Below are 16,789 nucleotides of genomic sequence, written 5' to 3'. Positions count from 1 at the left end.
GTCGCCGGGGTGTTTATGAATGCGCCGTGCGAACGCATGGGTGGAATTCACCGCGCGTACAGGGCGGGCGCCGGGCGGAGCACGGGACCGGAACGGAAAATGATCTTGGGGGAGCGACGGGAGCAGGGGGAGCGGCGCCGGGTCACGGCGGCCCCGAGCCGTTCAGCCAGAACGCGCCGTAGACGGCCGACGCCAGCGCGATGCCGCCGGTCAGCAGCGCCGCACGGGAGGCGCGCAGCCGGGCGAGGGCCAGGGCGAGCGGCAGCAGCAGCGGGAAGGCGGGCAGCAGCAGCCGCGGCTTGGAGCCGAAGTAGCTCGACGCGCACAGGGCGAGCGCGGTGACGATCCCGGAGTACACCAGCAGCGCGGGCGGCTGCCCCTGCCGCACCCCGGTGACGTACAGCCACACCACCAGCGCCACTCCGACGATCAGCCCGGCCCCGGCGAGCGCCGAGGGGAACGCGGCGAACTTCTCGCCGACGAAGCGCGCGAAGGCGTACCCGCCGTCGAAACCGTTGCGCCAGCCCGCCTGGACGTCGAGATAGCCGAGCGGGCCGCCGCCGGTGCGGTGGCCGACCCACAGCACGTAGCCGGCCGCCCCCAGCGGGGCGAGCAGCATGCCGAGGACGCGCCGGCCGGGACCGGGCGCGGGCGTGAGCGGTGCCGCCGCGCGCCGCTCGCGCAGCAGCGAGAGGACGGCCGCCGTCCACACGGCGGCGGCCACCGCGAGCCCGACCGGCCGGGTCAGCCCGGCCAGCAGCGCCAGGGCGCCCGCGCCCGCCCAGCGGCCGGTCAGCACGCAGTACAGCGCCCAGGCGGCGAGCGCCGTGAACAGCGACTCGCTGTACGCCATCGACTGCACGATCCCGACCGGCAGCACCGCCCACAGCAGCACCGCGCAGATCCCCGCCCTGCGGTCGTACACGTGGTCGACCACCGCGAAGATGCCCCAGGCCGCCGCGAGCGAGGCGAGCAGGCTGACCGCGAACCCCGCGTCGGCGTACGACAGCGGGCCCACCGCGGCGCCCAGCCGCTCCAGCCAGGGCAGCAGCGGGAAGAACGCCAGGTCCGCGTGGACGTCGCCATTGGGCAGGCGCACCTCGTAGCCGTAACCGCCGCCGGCCACCCGCGCGTACCAGAGGGAGTCCCAGCGGGCGGTCAGCAGCGTGTACGCGCTCTTGCCGCGCGCCGCGCTCCAGAGGGCCAGCACCAGCAGGCCCAGGGCGCGCACGGCCGCGTAGCCGCAGAGCGCGGGGGCGGCGCGGCGCAGAGCCCCGGTGCGGGCCGTCGCCCGGCGTGTCGCGAGATCGGTCACGGGCCCGATTATCGACCGTGGCCGAGAACCGTCCGGTGGCCGGGCGGTCCACCCGTACGAGGGAGTGGCGTACACCACACGCGTTCCGTCGGAAGTGTGAGAGATCGGCCACGCTCCAGGGCGGGGGACTCGCGTAGGCTGCCGTGTCACTCGCCGTTCGGCGCGCGGACCGGGAACCACCGCTCCTTCCCGGCCCAGGCCCTGGCGCGGAACGTCCCCACTGCGCGGGCCTGCCGAGGCGAGGGTTCATCTGGGAGGTACGTACATGTCCGGCACGTCCGCCGCGACCGCGGCGGTTCGCGGCCCGCACCGCCGGGCGGCCGGGGAGGGCGCGGGCCGCTGGGTCGTCCTGGTCGTGCTCTGCGTCAGCCTGCTGCTGGTGGCGGTGGACGCCACCGTGCTGCACGTGGCGGTGCCCGCCGTCACCGAGGACCTCAGGCCCGGCGCCGTCGAACTGCTCTGGATCGTCGACGTCTACCCGCTGGTCTGCGCCTCGCTGCTGATCCTCTTCGGCACGCTGGGCGACCGGGTGGGCCGCAGACGGATCCTGCTCCTGGGCTACGCCCTCTTCGGCGTCGCCTCCGCCCTCGCGGCCTTCGCCCACCATCCCCAGACGCTGATCCTGGCCCGAGCGCTGCTCGGCGTCGGCGGCGCGATGATCATGCCGGCCACGCTGTCCATCCTGCGGCAGGTCTTCCCCGACCGGCGCGAGCGGGCGCTCGCGATCGGCCTCTGGAGCGCGGTCGCCGCGGTGGGCGCCGCGGTCGGACCGCTGCTCGGCGGCTTCCTCCTCGAACACTTCTGGTGGGGCTCGGTCTTCCTGGTCAACATCCCGCTGATGCTGGTCAGCCTGCCGGTGGGACGGTTGCTGCTGCCCGAGTCGACCGGTGGCCGCGAGGGCCCGTGGGACGTGACCGGGGCGCTGCTGGCCGCGGCCGGTCTGTTCGGCAGCGTGTTCGGGGTGAAGCGGCTCGGCGGCGGTGAGCCGGTGCTCAGCGCGCTCACCCTGGGCCCGCTGCTGCTGGGCGCGGCGCTGCTGGTGCTCTTCGTACGGCGGCAGCGGCACCGGACGCACCCCCTGGTGGACCTCGGGATGTTCGCGCGGCCCGCCTTCGGCACCGCCGTGGGCTGCATCGTGCTGGCGATGCTGGCACTGGTCGGCCTGGAGCTGATCGCCGCCCAGTACCTGCAACTGGTGCTCGGCCTGTCCCCGCTGAGCACCGGACTGCGGCTGCTGCCGCTGACCTTCGCCGCGATGGCGGCCGGACTGGTCGGCGCGCGCGTGCTGCGCCGGTTCGGGCCGCGGCGCATGGTGTGCGCGGGCTTCTGCGCGACGGCCCTCGCCGTGCTCGCGCTGACCGCGATGGGCACCGCGGACGCCGCCGGGCTGCTGCTGGCCGCCTTCGTGCTGCTCGGCTTCGGCCTGGAGACGACGCTCTTCGGCGCGTACGAGTCGATGCTGAGCGAGGCGCCCGCCCACCGGGCGGGCGGGGCCGCGGCGATCGGCGAGACCTCCTACCAACTGGGCGCGGGCATCGGCATCGCCCTGCTCGGCACCGTGATGAACGCGGCCTACGCGCCCGGTGTCTCCCGGGTGCCCGGCGTCCCGGCGGGCGCCTCGGAGCAGGCGTCGCACTCCCTGGGGGAGGCATACGAGATCGCGGGGCGGCTCGGCGGGCCGCCCGGGGACGCGCTGCGGCGGGCCGCCCGGGACTCCTTCGTGCACGGACTGCATGTGACGCTGCTGGTGAGCGCGGGACTGCTGCTGCTGGGCGCGCTGGCCGCGCTGCGGCTGCCGCGGGCGATGCAGTGCGAGGAACCGGCGGAGCGCCCCGCGGAACGACCGGCAGAGCGATCGGCGGCGGAGCTGCCCGCCCAGCGGGAGACCGAGCCGGTCCGGGTGGCGCTGGACGCGGGCCACCGGGCGCCGTAACGTCGGGCCGGAGCCGTTTGACTAGCAGTGCTAGTCAACTGAGTCGGAGATGCGAGGTGCCCATGCCGGCGTCGTCGAAACCGTCGCTGCCCCCGTTCGACCCCGTCGACCCGCTGGGGATCGACGATCTGCTGGACCCGGAGGACCTCGCCGTCCGCGCCACCGTGCGGGACTGGGCCGCCGACCGGGTGCTGCCGCACATCGCCGGGTGGTACGAGAGCGGCGAACTGCCCGGTGTCCGGGAGCTCGCCCGCGAGCTGGGCTCCCTCGGCGCGCTCGGCATGTCGCTCAGCGGCTACGGGTGCGCGGGCGCCACCGCCGTCCAGTACGGCCTGGCCTGCCTGGAACTGGAGGCCGCCGACTCCGGGATCCGCTCCCTGGTCAGCGTGCAGGGCTCGCTCGCCATGTACGCGATCCACCGCTTCGGCAGCGAGGAGCAGAAGCAGGAGTGGCTGCCGCGCATGGCCTCCGGCGAGGCCATCGGCTGCTTCGGGCTCACCGAGCCCGACCACGGCTCCGACCCCGCCTCGATGCGCACCCGCGCCAAGCGCGACGCGGGCGGGGACTGGGTGCTCGACGGGCGCAAGATGTGGATCACCAACGGCTCGGTCGCCGCCGTCGCCGTGGTGTGGGCGCAGACCGAGGACGGCATCCGCGGCTTCGTCGTCCCCACCGACGCGCCGGGCTTCTCGGCCCCCGAGATCAAGCACAAGTGGTCCCTGCGGGCCAGCGTCACCAGCGAACTCGTCCTCGACGGCGTACGCCTGCCGGCCGACGCGGTGCTCCCGGAGGTCAGCGGGCTGCGCGGCCCGCTCAGCTGTCTGTCGCACGCCCGTTACGGAATCGTCTGGGGCGCCATGGGCGCGGCCCGCTCCAGCTTCCAGGCCGCGGTGGACTACGCGTGCTCGCGCGAGCAGTTCGGCAGGCCCATCGGCGGCTTCCAGCTCACCCAGGCCAAACTCGCCGACATGGCGGTCGAACTGCACAAGGGGATCCTGCTCGCCCACCACCTCGGGCGCCGCATGGACGCCGGCCGCCTGCGCCCCGAGCAGGTCAGCTTCGGCAAGCTCAACAACGTACGGGAGGCGATCGAGATCTGCCGCACGGCGCGCACGATCCTCGGCGCCAACGGGATCTCCCTCGAATACCCGGTGATGCGGCACGCGACCAATCTGGAGTCGGTGCTCACCTACGAGGGCACCGTCGAGATGCACCAGCTCGTGCTGGGCAAGGCGCTCACCGGTCTCGACGCCTTCCGGTGAGCCCCGGACGGGGCAGGGCCGGTGCGCGGCCCTGCCTCAGCTCTGGTTGAAGAACCCGTCGGAGCGGTGCGCCCCCGGGTCACCGCTGATGATCTCCGTGTCGGCGGGGGAGAGCAGGAACACCCGCGTGGACACCCGGTCGATGGAGCCGCGCAGTCCGAAGACAAGACCGGCCGCGAAGTCCACCACGCGCTTGGCGTCGGACGCCTCCATCGCCGTGAGGTTGACGATGACGGGCACGCCCTCGCGGAACAGCTCGCCGATGGCGCGGGCGTCCCGGAAGCTGTCCGGTGTCACCGTGCCGATGCGGCGGCCCTTCTCCTCGGCCGTGTCCGTGGCGACCTTCACGCGGGGGTCGGTGACCCAGGCGTCGCCGGACTCGGTCCCCTCGGAGTAGTCGTCGTCGTAGTAGCGCTCGTCTTCGTTGTCGTCGACGAGGCCGAGCCACGCACTCGCCTTGCGTACCGATCCCATGGACGCCTCCTCTCACTAGCGGTCTTTCTGTTCTCGCATCCCTATGGTCATCCATGATGCTGACAGCGCGCCAAGTGGATAGACGCCGCGCGGGGGGTTTGTGACGGTACTGGTGCACAGCCGATCCGTCGAGGGCCTTGTGCCCCAAGGGTCATGCTCTACACCGATGCTGACCGGGAGTGAAATATGATCGTCCACGGCACTCGGGTGACCCGTGGTGCGTCCGGGTGAACAGGCCGGTCGGTACGATGCGGCAGCTCAACGTCGCAGACACCACGGGGGATCGTCGTGTTCGGAATCGTCAGACCCTGCGCTCACCGGCTCGGTGAGAACCTCAAGGCCCAGTGGATGGCGCACTTGTGCGGACTGTGTCTGGCCCTGCGGGGCGATCACGGGCAGTTCGCCCGGGTCGTGACCAACTACGACGGTCTGCTCATATCGGTTCTGACGGAGGCTCAGGCCGACCGCGCCGACGGCAGGGCGGGGGCGGGGCGGCGGACGGCGGGGCCCTGTCCGCTGCGCGGCATGCGCACCGCCTCCGTCGCCCGGGGTGAGGGCGCCCGGCTCGCGGCGGCCGTCTCCCTGGTGCTGGCCTCGGCCAAGGTGCGCGACCACGTCGCCGACGGCGACGGACTGCTCGCCCGCCGGCCGGTGGCGCTCGCCGCCCGCCGGGTCGCGGACCGCTGGAACCGCGCGGGCGCCCGGAGCGGCGCCGACGTCGGCTTCGACACCGCCGTCCTGGTGGACGCGGTGGAGCGGCAGACCGGCCTGGAGTCCCTGGCCGGACCCGGCACCCCGGTCCTGGCCGTCACCGAGCCGACCGAGACCGCGACCGCCGCGGCCTTCGCGCACACCGCCGTCCTCACCGGCCGGCCCGGGAACGCCGCCCCGCTCGCCGAGGCCGGGCGGCTCTTCGGGCGGCTCGCCCATCTCCTGGACGCCGTGGAGGACCAGGCGGCCGACGCCGCCTCGGGTGCCTGGAACCCGCTGACCGCGACCGGCACTTCACTCACCGAGGCCCGTCGGCTCGCCGACGACGCGGTGCACGGCATCCGGCTCGCCCTGCGCGACGCCGAGTTCACCGACGGACGGCTCGCGCACCTGCTGCTGGTGCACGAACTCCCGCGCTCCGTGGACCGCGCCTTCAACACCATCTCCTGCGGTCACGCGCCGGGCGCCGAGGAGGCCGCGCACGGCGCCTTCGGCCCGCCGCAGGGCCCGTACGCCCCGCAGCGCCCGCCGGCCCACGACCCGCGCCACCCCGGCGGCGGCGACCCCTTCGGCGGCGAGCCGCCGCGGCCCGGCAGGCGGGGCCTGTTCACCGGCTGCGCGGTCGCCCTCGGCCTCTGCTGCACCTGCAAGGTGTGCTGCGCCTCCGAGTTCGAGGGCCCGTGGTCGCGGCAGCGGCGCGAGGGCTGGTGCAGCAACTGCGACTGCGACTGCCCCGATTGCAGCGGCTGCGGGGACTGCTGCGACTGCTGCGGCTGCGACGGATGCGACTGCGGCTGCGACTGCTGAGCCCGCGGAGCCGCCGCCGCGTCAGGACTTCAGTTCCGGCGGGGAGATCCGCGACGCCTTGAGCGCCGAGTCCTTCGTGCCCCACTTGTCGAGGATCTTCGCGTACGTCCCGTCGGCGATCAGCTTGTTCACCGCCGCCCGGAAGGCCGGCGCCAGCTTCGTGCCCTTCTTGAAGGCGAAGCCGACGTCGAGCCGGTGGAACTCGTTGAGGAACTTCAGCCCCTGCTGCCGGGCGACCGCGTAGCGCAGCCCGTTGATCGTGGACATCACCACATCGCTGCGGCCCTGCTGGAGCGAGGACCACAGCGCGCCCGACTCGCTGTACGTCTGCACCTTGTACGCCTTCTCGCCCGCGTCGGCGCACTGCTGCTTGCTCTTCTCCAGGGTGGCCTCGAAGGTGGTCCCGGCGCCCGTGGCGACGTTCAGGCCGCACAGCTGGGCGAGGCTGGTGACCTTGCCCAGCTTGCTGTCCGCGCGGGCGGCGAAGCCCTGGCCGTCGTTGATGTAGGTGACGAAGTCGATGGTGCGGCGCCGCTCGTCGGTCACCCCGAAGTTGCCCGCGCCGAGGTCGTACTTGCCGCTGTCCAGGGCGGGCAGGATCGCCTCGAAGCCGGCCTCCCGCGCCTTCAGCCGGATGCCGAGCACCTTGGCGACGGCCTGCGCGAAGTCGACGTCCTGACCGGCGAGGGTCCTGCCGTCGCCGAGGTAGCTGGTGCCGGGCGGGGTGCCGCCCACCGCGTAGGCGATCGTCAGGTCCTTGACCCCGGGCGGCAGCAGCCGGGCGGCGGCGGGATCCTCGCGCACCCCGGAGACGACGTCCGCGGTCGGGATCCCGGCGGCCTCGGCCGCGCCCGCGCCGGAGCCCGTGGACGCCGCGCCGTCCGCGCCGGAGCCGCACGCGGTCAGCAGCAGCGCCGCCGAACTGATCAGGGCGAAGGGGAGGAAATGCCGTTTACGGGCGCGCGGGGGCGTACGCATGGTGCGGTCTCCTGGAAGGAAAACGGGAAGGAGGAGGTCCGGAGGAGGAAGAAGTCCGGATCAGACGGCGCGAGGGGAGGGGTGCGCGTGTGAAGGCGTCGGGAGGGGTCGCGAAGGCGCGCGGCGCGACAGGAGCGACAAGCGCGACAGGGGCGACAAGAGCGGGAAGGGCACGCTAGGACGTACCGGACGCACGGGACGGGCGCCGGGGACGGCCGAAGGCGGCAGGGCGTGCGGGAAGTCGGCTCAACAAGAACAGGACCACACTCGACCGAAGTCGATGTGGGAGCGCGTGACCAGCCACTGCTGCGGATGCATGGGGCAAGTGGAACAGGCATCCGGTTCCCCGTCAACCGCCCCGAGACGTCCGGCTCATATGCTGGACCCCCTTGACAACCCGGGGAAACAGAACCGTAGTCTCCTGGCGGACGGCCCTGCTGAGGGGCTCGGCCGTCCAGCGCCCCGCGGCGCGTCCCGTGTGAAGGCACCACCGTGTTCGACCTACGTCACGGAGCCTTCACATGTCCTCCGGCACCCTCGCCAAAGCACCCGCCGCCCCCGGCACCCCCGGACCCGCCGACGCCCCGCGCATCGTGCCGCGCCGCCGGCCCGGACAGTGGGCGGCCGCCGTCGTCGTCCTCGTCCTGCTGGGCCTCGCCCTGGTCTCCGTCGTGCGCAACAAGGCGTTCCAGTGGGACGTCGTCGCCGACTACTTCACCTCCGACTCCGTCCTGCGCGGGCTCTGGCTCACCCTGTGGCTGACCGCCGTCGTCATGGTGCTCGGCTTCGCCCTCGGCACCCTGCTCGCCGTCTTCCGGCTCTCCGCCAACCCGGTGCTGCGCGCCGTCAGCCGCGGCTACGTCTGGCTGTTCCGGTCCATCCCGATCCTGGTCCAGCTGCTGCTGTGGTTCAACATCGGGGCGCTGTACCCGAGCCTCTTCGGGGTGCGGACCGTCGACCTGCTCGGCCCGGTCACCGTCGCGATCGTCGGCCTCACCCTGCACGAGGCCGCCTACGCCGCCGAAGTGGTGCGCGGCGGCATCGTCTCCGTCGACCGCGGCCAGATCGAGGCAGCCCAGGCGCTCGGCCTGAGCCAGTGGCGGCGCTGGCGGCGGATCGTCCTGCCGCAGGCGATGCGCTCCATCGTGCCGCCCGCCGGGAACATGCTGATCGGTACCCTCAAGGGCACCTCCATCGTCAGCGTCATCGCCGTCCAGGACCTGCTGTACTCGGCCCAGCTCGTCTACCACCAGACCTACCAGGTCATCCCGCTGCTGATGGTCGCCACCCTCTGGTACACCGCCGTCACCACGGTCCTGAGCATCGGCCAGCACTACGTGGAGCAGCACTACGCGCGCGGCACGGAGCGCACCCGATGAGATCTTCGCTGGTCGTCGTGGGGGCCGGGCCGCGGGGGACCGGTCTGCTGGAACGCATCGCCGCCAACGCGCCCGAGCTGTACACGGGAGCGGGCCTCGACATCCACCTCGTCGACCCCCACCCGCCCGGCGCCGGACGCATCTGGCGCGCCGCGCAGTCCCCGCTGCTCTGGATGAACTCGCACGCCGAGGACGTCACCATGTTCACCGACGACACGGTCGACATGGCGGGACCGGTGCGCGAGGGCCCCACCCTGCACGAGTGGGCCGCACTGCCCGGCCGCACCTTCGCCGACCGCCGCCTCCAGGGCTCCTATCTGCGCTGGGTGCACGACGAGGCGGTGGCCGCGCTGCCCGCGGACATCACCGTCCACCACCACCGGCGGCGCGCGCTGCGGGTCAGCGGGCCGCGCGAGGGCCGCCAGCGGGTGTGGCTGGAGGGCCGCGACCATCCGCTCCTGGCCGACCTGGTGGTGCTCGCCCTCGGCCACCTGGACGCCGAACCCGACGACGAGCAGGCCCGCCTGGCCGCCCACGCCCGCGCCCACGGCCTGGTCCATCTGCCGCCGGACTTCACCGCCGACAGCGACCTGTCCGCCCTGCCGGCCGGCGAACCCGTCCTGGTCCGCGGCTTCGGCCTGGCCTTCGTCGACCTGATGGTGCTGCTCACCGAGGGCCGCGGCGGCCGCTACGAACAGGGCGCCTACGTACCCTCCGGACGGGAGCCGGTGCTGTACGCCGGTTCACGGCGCGGAGTGCCGTACCACTCGAAGATCGGCTACGACCTCACCGGCGCCCGCCCGCCGCTGCCCCGCTTCCTCGGCCCGGCCCAGATCGACGCGCTGCGCGCCCTCCCCGAGGAGGACGGCACCCGGCGCGCGGCCGCCCGCGCGCTGATCGAGAAGGAACTGGGATTCGCCCACTACCACCGGCTGTTCGCCGCCCACCCCGAACGGACCGCCCTGGCCTGGGCGGACTTCGAGGCGGCGTACGCCACCGCCGGGCCGGACGAGCGAGGGGACCTGGTCGCCGCCGCCGTCCCCGACCCCGCCGACCGGCTCGACCTCGCCGCCCTGGACCACCCGCTGCACGGCGTACGGCACGCCGGTGCCGAGGACTTCCAGGAGGCGCTGCGCGGACACATCGAGGCCGACCTGCGCCGCCGCCACGATCCCGCCCACAGCGCCGACCTCGGTCTCTTCCTCGGACTGCTGTCCGTGTACGGGCAGTTGGCCCGGCTCGGCGACACCGGGCCCTGGTGGCACGGCTTCTTCAGCTTCCTCGCCTCCGGGCCGCCCGGCCCCCGGCTGCGGCAGATGCTCGCCCTGTCCCGTGCGGGCGTCCTGCGGTTCGTCGGCGCGAACATGACCGTCACCGCCGAGGACGGGGTGTTCCGGGCGGCGAGCGAGACGGTGCCCGGCGTGGTGACCGAGGCACGGGCCCTGGTCGAGGCGCGGCTGCCCGAACCCACCGTCCGGCGCACCCGCGACCCCCTGCTGCGCGAACTGCACGCCGAGGGCGCCGGCGAGACCGCGGACGGGCTGCTGCGGGTCGACCGCGCCGACGGCCGGATCCTGGACCGGGCCGGGCGCCCGTATCCCCGGCGCTTCGCGCTCGGCCCGTTCACCGACGGCCGGACGCCCGGCGCCTTCACCCGGCCGCGCACCGGCGGCCCGGCGTTCCGGCAGAACGACGCCACCGCCCGCGCGGTGCTGGCGTTCCTGCGCGCGCCCGCCCCGCACGCCGTCGGCTGAACCGCCCTCCCGCGTCTCCCGCCGCACCCCCCTCTCTTCTTGTCCCGTCCCACCGCACCGAAGGAACCCGCGATGAGCGTCATGGTCGACATCAGGTCCGTCCACAAGAGCTTCGGCTCGCTGGAAGTACTCAAAGGCATCGACCTGGAGGTGGACACCGGTCAGGTCACCGTGATCCTCGGCCCCTCCGGCTCGGGCAAGTCGACGCTGCTGCGCACCATCAACCACCTGGAGAAGGTGGACCGGGGCGCGATCAGCGTCGACGGCACCCTCGTCGGCTACCGGCGCTCGGGCGACACGCTGCACGAACTGCCCGAGCGCGAAGTGCTCCGGCAGCGCACCCGGATCGGCTTCGTCTTCCAGAACTTCCATCTCTTCCCGCATCTGACGGTGCTGGAGAACATCGTCGAGGCGCCGGTCGCCGCGCTGAAGCGGCCCCGCGCGGACGCCGTGGTCGCCGCGCTGCGGCTGCTGGAGCGGGTGGGCCTCGCCGACAAGGCGGACGCGTACCCGGGCCGGCTCTCCGGCGGCCAGCAGCAGCGGGTGGCCATCGCCCGCGCGCTGGCCCTGGAACCCCGGCTGCTGCTCTTCGACGAGCCCACCTCCGCGCTCGACCCGGAACTGGTCGGCGAGGTCCTCGACGTCATCAAGGACCTGGCCCGGCAGGGCACCACCATGATCGTCGTCACCCATGAGATCGGCTTCGCGCGGGAGGTCGCCGACACGGTGGTGTTCATGGACGACGGGCGGATCGTCGAGCAGGGGCCGCCCGCCGAGGTCCTCGACCGGCCGCGGCACGAACGGACACGGGCGTTCCTGTCCAAGGTGCTGTGAGCCGGCGGGTGCCGTGACCCGGCGCCGACCCGGCCGCGGCGGTCGCGGCGCACGGCCGGGGGAGCTGGGCCATCCGGTCGTCGTCCGGGCGGGGGATTCGGGCGCGGGCCGAGGGCTCCGGGGGCGCGGGCGGGCGCCCGGGGTGCGCCCGCGCCCGGGTCCGCACCCGTGCCGAGTCCGGCACCGGACGCGCGACGGGCATCGGCCCCGGCGGCGCCGGGAACCCGCAAGCCCCGCGCCAACTCCTGGTGTTCGTACGGCAGAACACCTCGCGCGCCCCCGTCCCGCCCGGCGCGGGAGCGCGTACCGCACACGGGAGCGGGCCGCCGCACGGCGCCCGCACCTCGGTTTGGCCGCACGGCCGCACATGGAAGGGTTGATCACATGACGGACGCATCCGACCGCTGGAAGCAGTGGCACGAGGACCGCACCGCATCGGTGTCGGCGCCCTACGGGCCGCTCGCGCTGACCGGCACGCACTGGCTGGAGGACCACCCGGGCGGTCTGCTCCCGGGCGTCCCCGGGAGCTGGGCGGCCGACGGCGACGCGGTGGTGCTCGACGCCGTCGAGGCGGACGGACTGACCGTCGACGGCCGGCCCTTCGCCGGGCGGGTGCGGCTCGGCGCCGACACCGCGGCGCCGGCGGACGCGCGGGTGGCGCGGGGGGAGCGCCGGCTGGTCGTGCTCGTCCGCGAAGGCGCCTGGGGGGTACGGGACTACGACCCGGACTCCGCGGCCCGGCGGGCGTTCCGCGGCATCGAGGCCACCGCCCACGACCCGCGCTGGTCGGTGCCGGGGCGTTTCACCCCGTACGAGGAGAGCCGTACCGTACGCGTGCCGAACGCGGACGGGCGTGAGCGCGGCCTCGCCCTCGCCGGGGAGCTGGCGTTCACCCTGGAGGGGCGGGAGCTGACGCTCCAGGCCGCCCGGCGGCCGGACGGCGGGCTGTGGGCGGTGTTCGCCGACGCCACCAGCGGGGACAGCAGCTTCCGCTTCCGTTTCCTGTATCCGCAGGCCCCGGACGCCGAAGGACGCACCACGGTCGACCTCAACCGCGCCGAGCTGCCGCCGTGCGCGTTCGCCGACCACTTCATCTGCCCGTTCCCGCCGCCGGGCAACACGCTGGACCTCGCGATACCCGCGGGGGAGCGCGCCCTGCGCTGAGGCCCCGGCACCCTGGCGGCTGACCTGTCGTCAATCCACCCGGACCGCACACAGTCCACTCGAATCGCACACAGTCGCACGGCCGAAAGGCACTCTTGCGCCGACCGGCCGTTCGGCCGAATACTCCCCCACAGCGCTTGTCAGGGGCACAACGTGTCTGGAACCCGGACCACCGCCCCCGGCTCTGCGCCTCACGGGCCCCGACCCCACGCGGGCCCCCGACTTCCTTTGTGGAGGAACGAAAAGTGAGGATCAAGCGCACTTCCCCCCGCACCGTCGTCACGAGACAGACCCGGCTGGTGGCCGTCGCCGCCGGACTCGTGGCCGCCGCCGCGTTCGCGGTCCCCAGCGCGAACGCGTCCGACACCAGCACCTTCAGCGCCGCACAGCTCACCAGCGTGAGCGACTCGGTGCTCAAGGCCGATGTCCCGGGCACCGCCTGGGCCGTCGACAGTACGACCAACCGGGTCGTCGTCACCGCCGACAGCACGGTCTCCCAGGCCGACATCAACAGGATCAAACAGCGCGCCGGGGCCGACTCCGGGGCCCTGACCATCAAGCACACCCCGGGCAGGTTCAGGAAGCTGATCTCCGGCGGCGACGCCATCTACGCCAGCGGCTGGCGCTGCTCGCTGGGCTTCAACGTCCAGGACGCCAGCGGGAACTACTACTTCCTGACCGCCGGTCACTGCACCGACGGCGCGGGCACCTGGTGGTCGGACTCCTCGCACTCGACCACCCTCGGCACCACCGCCGGGTCCTCCTTCCCCGGCAACGACTACGGCATCGTGCGCTACACCAACAGCTCGGTGACCAAGTCGGGCGCCGTGGGCAGCCAGGACATCACGAGCGCCGCCACGCCCTCCGTGGGGACCACCGTGTACCGCCGCGGCTCCACGACCGGCACGCACAGCGGCCGGGTCACCGCGCTCAACGCGCAGGTCAACTACGGCGGCGGTGACATCGTCTCCGGTCTGATCCAGACCACGGTCTGCGCCGAACCCGGCGACTCCGGCGGCCCGTTGTACGGCGGCAGCACGGCCTACGGCCTGACCTCCGGCGGCAGCGGCGACTGCTCCTCCGGCGGTACGACCTTCTTCCAGCCGGTCACCGAGGCGCTGAGCGCCTACGGGGTCCACGTGTACTGACCCCGTCCCTCCTCCGTCCCTTCCGGGCGATCCCGGCCGTCCCCCACCGGCCGGAACAGGCGGCCCCCGCACGCGAGTTCGCGTGCGGGGGCCGTCGTCCGTCCGGGCCGCGCCGGCCGTCCGGGGCCGTAAGCCCGTGGGGCGGGTCGAACGGTCCCGGCCGCACGGGTTCCGGTTCCGGCGCGGCAAGGGCGAGATCCGGACAGGAGTAGACCTCACAGAGCGCCGACAGGTTACTCGCTCGTAGTGTTTGCAGAGTGAACGGGGGCGTCCCGACCTCGGGCGCTCAAGCCGCAAGGGGCGTACGCCGGTTGGCGTACGCGCGTCCAGAACTCGACCTTGTGTGCTCCCTGCGGGCCTCGGAATAGTAGGCGCCGTTCAACCGCCTTCCGGCCCGCTGAGGTCCCCACAACCTCGCGGGCCGATCCCCCCACAGGAGGACGTCAGTTGAAGCATCGACGCATACCCGCGCGCCGGGCGACCATGGCGACCGCGGGCATCGCCGCACTCGTCGTCGCCGGAGTCACTTTCCAGAGTGCGAACGCCAGTGAGCCGGACGCCGCCCCCACGGCCCGCGCGCTGTCGGCCCCCACGGCCGGAAAACTCGCCTCGACCCTGGTCAAGGACCTCGGGACCGACCGCACGGCGGGCGTGTACTACGACGCCCGCTCCGGTCACCTCGTGGTCAACGTGCTCGACAAGGCCGCGGCGCGGACCGTCGAGCGGGCGGGGGCCAGGGCCAGAGTCGTCGCGCACACCCTCGCCGAACTGGACGGCGCCCGTACGACGCTGGCGAAGCGGGCGACCATACCGGGCACCTCGTGGTCGACCGACCCCGTCAGCGGCAAGGTCGCGGTCACCGCCGACAGAACGGTCTCCCCGGCCGCCTGGGCGAAGCTGTCCAAGGTCGTCGCGGGCCTGGGCGACAAGGCCGAACTCAAGCGGTCGAAGGGGGAGTTCAAGCCCTTCGTCGCGGGCGGTGACGCCATCACCGGATCGGGCGGGCGCTGTTCGCTCGGGTTCAACGTGGTCAAGGACGGGCAGCCGTACTTCCTCACCGCGGGCCACTGCACCGAGGCCATCTCCACCTGGTCGGACGCCGACGGCACCGTGATCGGCAGCAACGAGCGCTCCAGCTTCCCCGGGGACGACTTCGGCCTGGTGAAGTACACGGCCTCCGTCGACCATCCCAGCGCGGTCGACCTCTACGACGGGTCCACGCAGCCGATCACCAAGGCGGGCGAGGCGACCGTCGGCGAGCAGGTGACCCGCAGCGGCTCGACGACCCACGTCCACACCGGCACGGTCACCGGTCTGGACGCCACGGTGAACTACTCCGAGGGCACCGTCAGCGGCCTCATCCAGACCGATGTGTGCGCCGAGCCCGGGGACAGCGGCGGTTCGCTGTTCGACGGCGACACCGCGCTCGGTCTGACCTCCGGCGGCAGCGGTGACTGCTCCTCCGGCGGCGAGACCTTCTTCCAGCCGGTCACCGAGGCACTGTCGGCGACCGGCGCCGAGATCGGCTGACCCCACCTCGCCCCATCCCCCCACGGGATCCGGCGGAGCCCCGTCCTCGCGCGCGAGAGGACGGGGCTCCTAGGCGTCCGCGCCCGGGTCCGCGCCCGGGTCCGTGCCGGTGTCCGGGGCCGCTTCGGGGGCAGGGCCCGGGGCAGGGCCCTGGGCGGCGGCGTCCGTACGGGGGCCGGTGCCGGGATCCGGCCCGGAGGCGGCGGGGCCCGGGTCGGTGAAGGTGTCGTTCACGGGCGGCGCGGGTGCGGAGGAGCCGGCGGGCGCGGCGCCGCCCGCCTGCGGGGAGCCGCCGTGCCCGGCCGCCCCGGCGGTGGCCGCTCCTGCGGCGGCCGTCGCGGCCGTCCCGGCCACCGGGTCCGGGGAGTCCTTCCACGCCGCTCCGACGGCGCCGCCGCCGCGTCCGCGCCGCTGCCCCGAGGCCAGCAGGGTGACCACCACCCCCGCCGCCGCCCACGCCCCCAGCACCAGCAGCGCGCCGGTCAGGGCGTTGCTCCGGAAGTACGCGATCGAGCGGGCCGCCCAGGTCCCCGCGCCCGGCGGCAGCGCGGGCCCGATCGTCTTCCAGAACGGGGGCAGCAGCGGCAGCGGGAAGGCGCCGCCCGCGCTCGGGTTGCCCGCGATCACCACCAGCAGGATGGCCAGGCCGATGCCGATGACGCCGAAGACCCCCTGGAGGGCGAGGGTGGCGGCGCCCACGGCGAAGGTGATCAGTGCCCCCAGGCCCCACAGGGCCGCGACACCGCCCGGCAGCGCGCCCAGGACCGGCCCCACGATGACCGCGCCGCCGAGCCCGCCGACGGCCGCGACGAAGGCCATGGCGCCCAGCCGGATCGCCGCGCGCCGCAGGTTGGCGGGGCGCGCCCCGGTGCTGATCGCGAGGATCGAGGCGCACAGATAGCCGCCGACGCACCAGCCCACGACCAGGTAGAAGGAGGACAGGCCGTTGAAGTCGCCGGTGGAGGCCGGTGCCACGTCCACCGTCCGCACCGTCCGGTGCTGGGCCTGCTCCACGGGCCCGACGATCCGCTCCAGGCTGGTGGCGAGGATGGTGCCGCCGCCGGTGGCGACCAGCAGGGTGTCGGTGGTGCCGCCCGGGGAGACGACCAGGGCGCCGTCGACGTCCCGGTCCAGGATCTGCCGGCGGGCCGCCGCCTCGTCGGCCACCGCGCGCGGGTCCAGGGGCGAGCCGGGCAGCTGCCGCAGCCTGGCGACCGTCTGCCCGGCCGCCGCCCCGGGCGCCGCGACGGCGAAGGGCACGTCCTTGGGCTTCGGGTGGTGCAGCGCGCCCACGTAGGAGGCGATGAACAGCAGCTGGAGCGCCAGCACCCCGACCACGAGCAGCGTGGCCCGCGGGGTGACGGCGTCCTTGACCTCCTGGACGAAGGAGTGGCGGGGCCGGCGGGCGTGCGGGTGGGTCATGGTCTCACGCTGCGGTCCGGCGGGTGTTCGCGCAGGTGGGAGGCGCCCGAACGGGCGTCGCACAGATGTTCGGGAATT

The 16,789-nt window shown here is 73.8% G+C and carries 12 protein-coding genes and 1 pseudogene; 9 read left to right on the top strand and 4 right to left on the bottom strand.

Translation table 11 applies throughout. The features are described from left to right. Window positions 1–142: 142 nt before the first annotated feature. Window positions 143–1,315: a glycosyltransferase family 39 protein gene (locus A8713_RS06350; protein WP_064532036.1), complete on the bottom strand. Its 1,173-nt coding sequence runs from the start codon at window positions 1,313–1,315 to the stop codon at window positions 143–145. Between the two features lie 265 nt (window positions 1,316–1,580). Here A8713_RS06350 and A8713_RS06345 point away from each other — a divergent pair, with 265 nt between their 5' ends. After that, on the top strand, window positions 1,581–3,248 hold the full coding sequence (locus A8713_RS06345) for an MFS transporter (protein ID WP_064532034.1): 1,668 nt from the start codon (window positions 1,581–1,583) through the stop codon (window positions 3,246–3,248). A 62-nt stretch (window positions 3,249–3,310) separates the two neighbouring features. After that, window positions 3,311–4,510 (top strand): acyl-CoA dehydrogenase family protein, encoded by a 1,200-nt coding sequence (locus tag A8713_RS06340; RefSeq protein ID WP_064532032.1) that lies wholly within the window; start codon window positions 3,311–3,313, stop codon window positions 4,508–4,510. Window positions 4,511–4,546: 36 nt separating this feature from the next. Here the strand turns inward: A8713_RS06340 and A8713_RS06335 are convergent, their stop codons facing one another. Beyond that, window positions 4,547–4,984 (bottom strand): cell division protein SepF, encoded by a 438-nt coding sequence (locus A8713_RS06335; RefSeq protein ID WP_064532030.1) that lies wholly within the window; start codon window positions 4,982–4,984, stop codon window positions 4,547–4,549. A gap of 288 nt (window positions 4,985–5,272) precedes the next feature. On the opposite strand from A8713_RS06335, the gene A8713_RS06330 reads away from it, so the two are divergent. Continuing rightward, window positions 5,273–6,502, top strand: coding sequence for a DUF5685 family protein (locus A8713_RS06330; RefSeq protein ID WP_064532028.1), 1,230 nt, complete (start codon window positions 5,273–5,275; stop codon window positions 6,500–6,502). 21 nt (window positions 6,503–6,523) lie between these two features. Here the strand turns inward: A8713_RS06330 and A8713_RS06325 are convergent, their stop codons facing one another. Continuing rightward, window positions 6,524–7,480: an ABC transporter substrate-binding protein gene (locus tag A8713_RS06325; RefSeq protein WP_064532026.1), complete on the bottom strand. Its 957-nt coding sequence runs from the start codon at window positions 7,478–7,480 to the stop codon at window positions 6,524–6,526. A gap of 521 nt (window positions 7,481–8,001) precedes the next feature. On the opposite strand from A8713_RS06325, the gene A8713_RS06320 reads away from it, so the two are divergent. The 6 genes from A8713_RS06320 (at window position 8,002) to A8713_RS06295 (ending at window position 15,289) form a co-directional block, all read left to right on the top strand. Further along, entirely contained in the window at window positions 8,002–8,859 is an 858-nt protein-coding gene (locus A8713_RS06320) for an amino acid ABC transporter permease (protein ID WP_064532024.1), read from the top strand. Next, window positions 8,856–10,613 (top strand): FAD/NAD(P)-binding protein, encoded by a 1,758-nt coding sequence (locus tag A8713_RS06315; RefSeq protein ID WP_064532022.1) that lies wholly within the window; start codon window positions 8,856–8,858, stop codon window positions 10,611–10,613. The genes A8713_RS06320 and A8713_RS06315 overlap by 4 nt, the downstream gene beginning before the upstream one ends. Before the next feature lie 72 nt (window positions 10,614–10,685). Then, a complete protein-coding gene (locus tag A8713_RS06310; protein ID WP_064532020.1) occupies window positions 10,686–11,447 on the top strand; it encodes an amino acid ABC transporter ATP-binding protein in 762 nt (253 codons plus the stop codon). Between the two features lie 384 nt (window positions 11,448–11,831). Then, window positions 11,832–12,611, top strand: a complete 780-nt coding sequence (locus A8713_RS06305; RefSeq protein WP_064532018.1) for a DUF1684 domain-containing protein — start codon at window positions 11,832–11,834, stop codon at window positions 12,609–12,611. 245 nt (window positions 12,612–12,856) lie between these two features. Continuing rightward, window positions 12,857–13,759, top strand: coding sequence for a S1 family peptidase (locus tag A8713_RS06300; RefSeq protein WP_064532016.1), 903 nt, complete (start codon window positions 12,857–12,859; stop codon window positions 13,757–13,759). 447 nt (window positions 13,760–14,206) lie between these two features. Beyond that, window positions 14,207–15,289, top strand: a complete 1,083-nt coding sequence (locus A8713_RS06295) for a S1 family peptidase (RefSeq protein ID WP_079158853.1) — start codon at window positions 14,207–14,209, stop codon at window positions 15,287–15,289. A gap of 399 nt (window positions 15,290–15,688) precedes the next feature. Here A8713_RS06295 and A8713_RS06290 read toward each other — a convergent pair. Further along, a pseudogene (locus A8713_RS06290) lies at window positions 15,689–16,711 on the bottom strand (DUF3533 domain-containing protein); the annotation flags it as partial. Window positions 16,712–16,789 lie beyond the last annotated feature (78 nt).

Source organism: Streptomyces sp. SAT1 (assembly GCF_001654495.1).
In the GTDB taxonomy this organism is placed as follows: Bacteria; Actinomycetota; Actinomycetes; order Streptomycetales; family Streptomycetaceae; genus Streptomyces; species Streptomyces andamanensis.
This window is presented reverse-complemented; position numbering and strand designations above follow the sequence as displayed.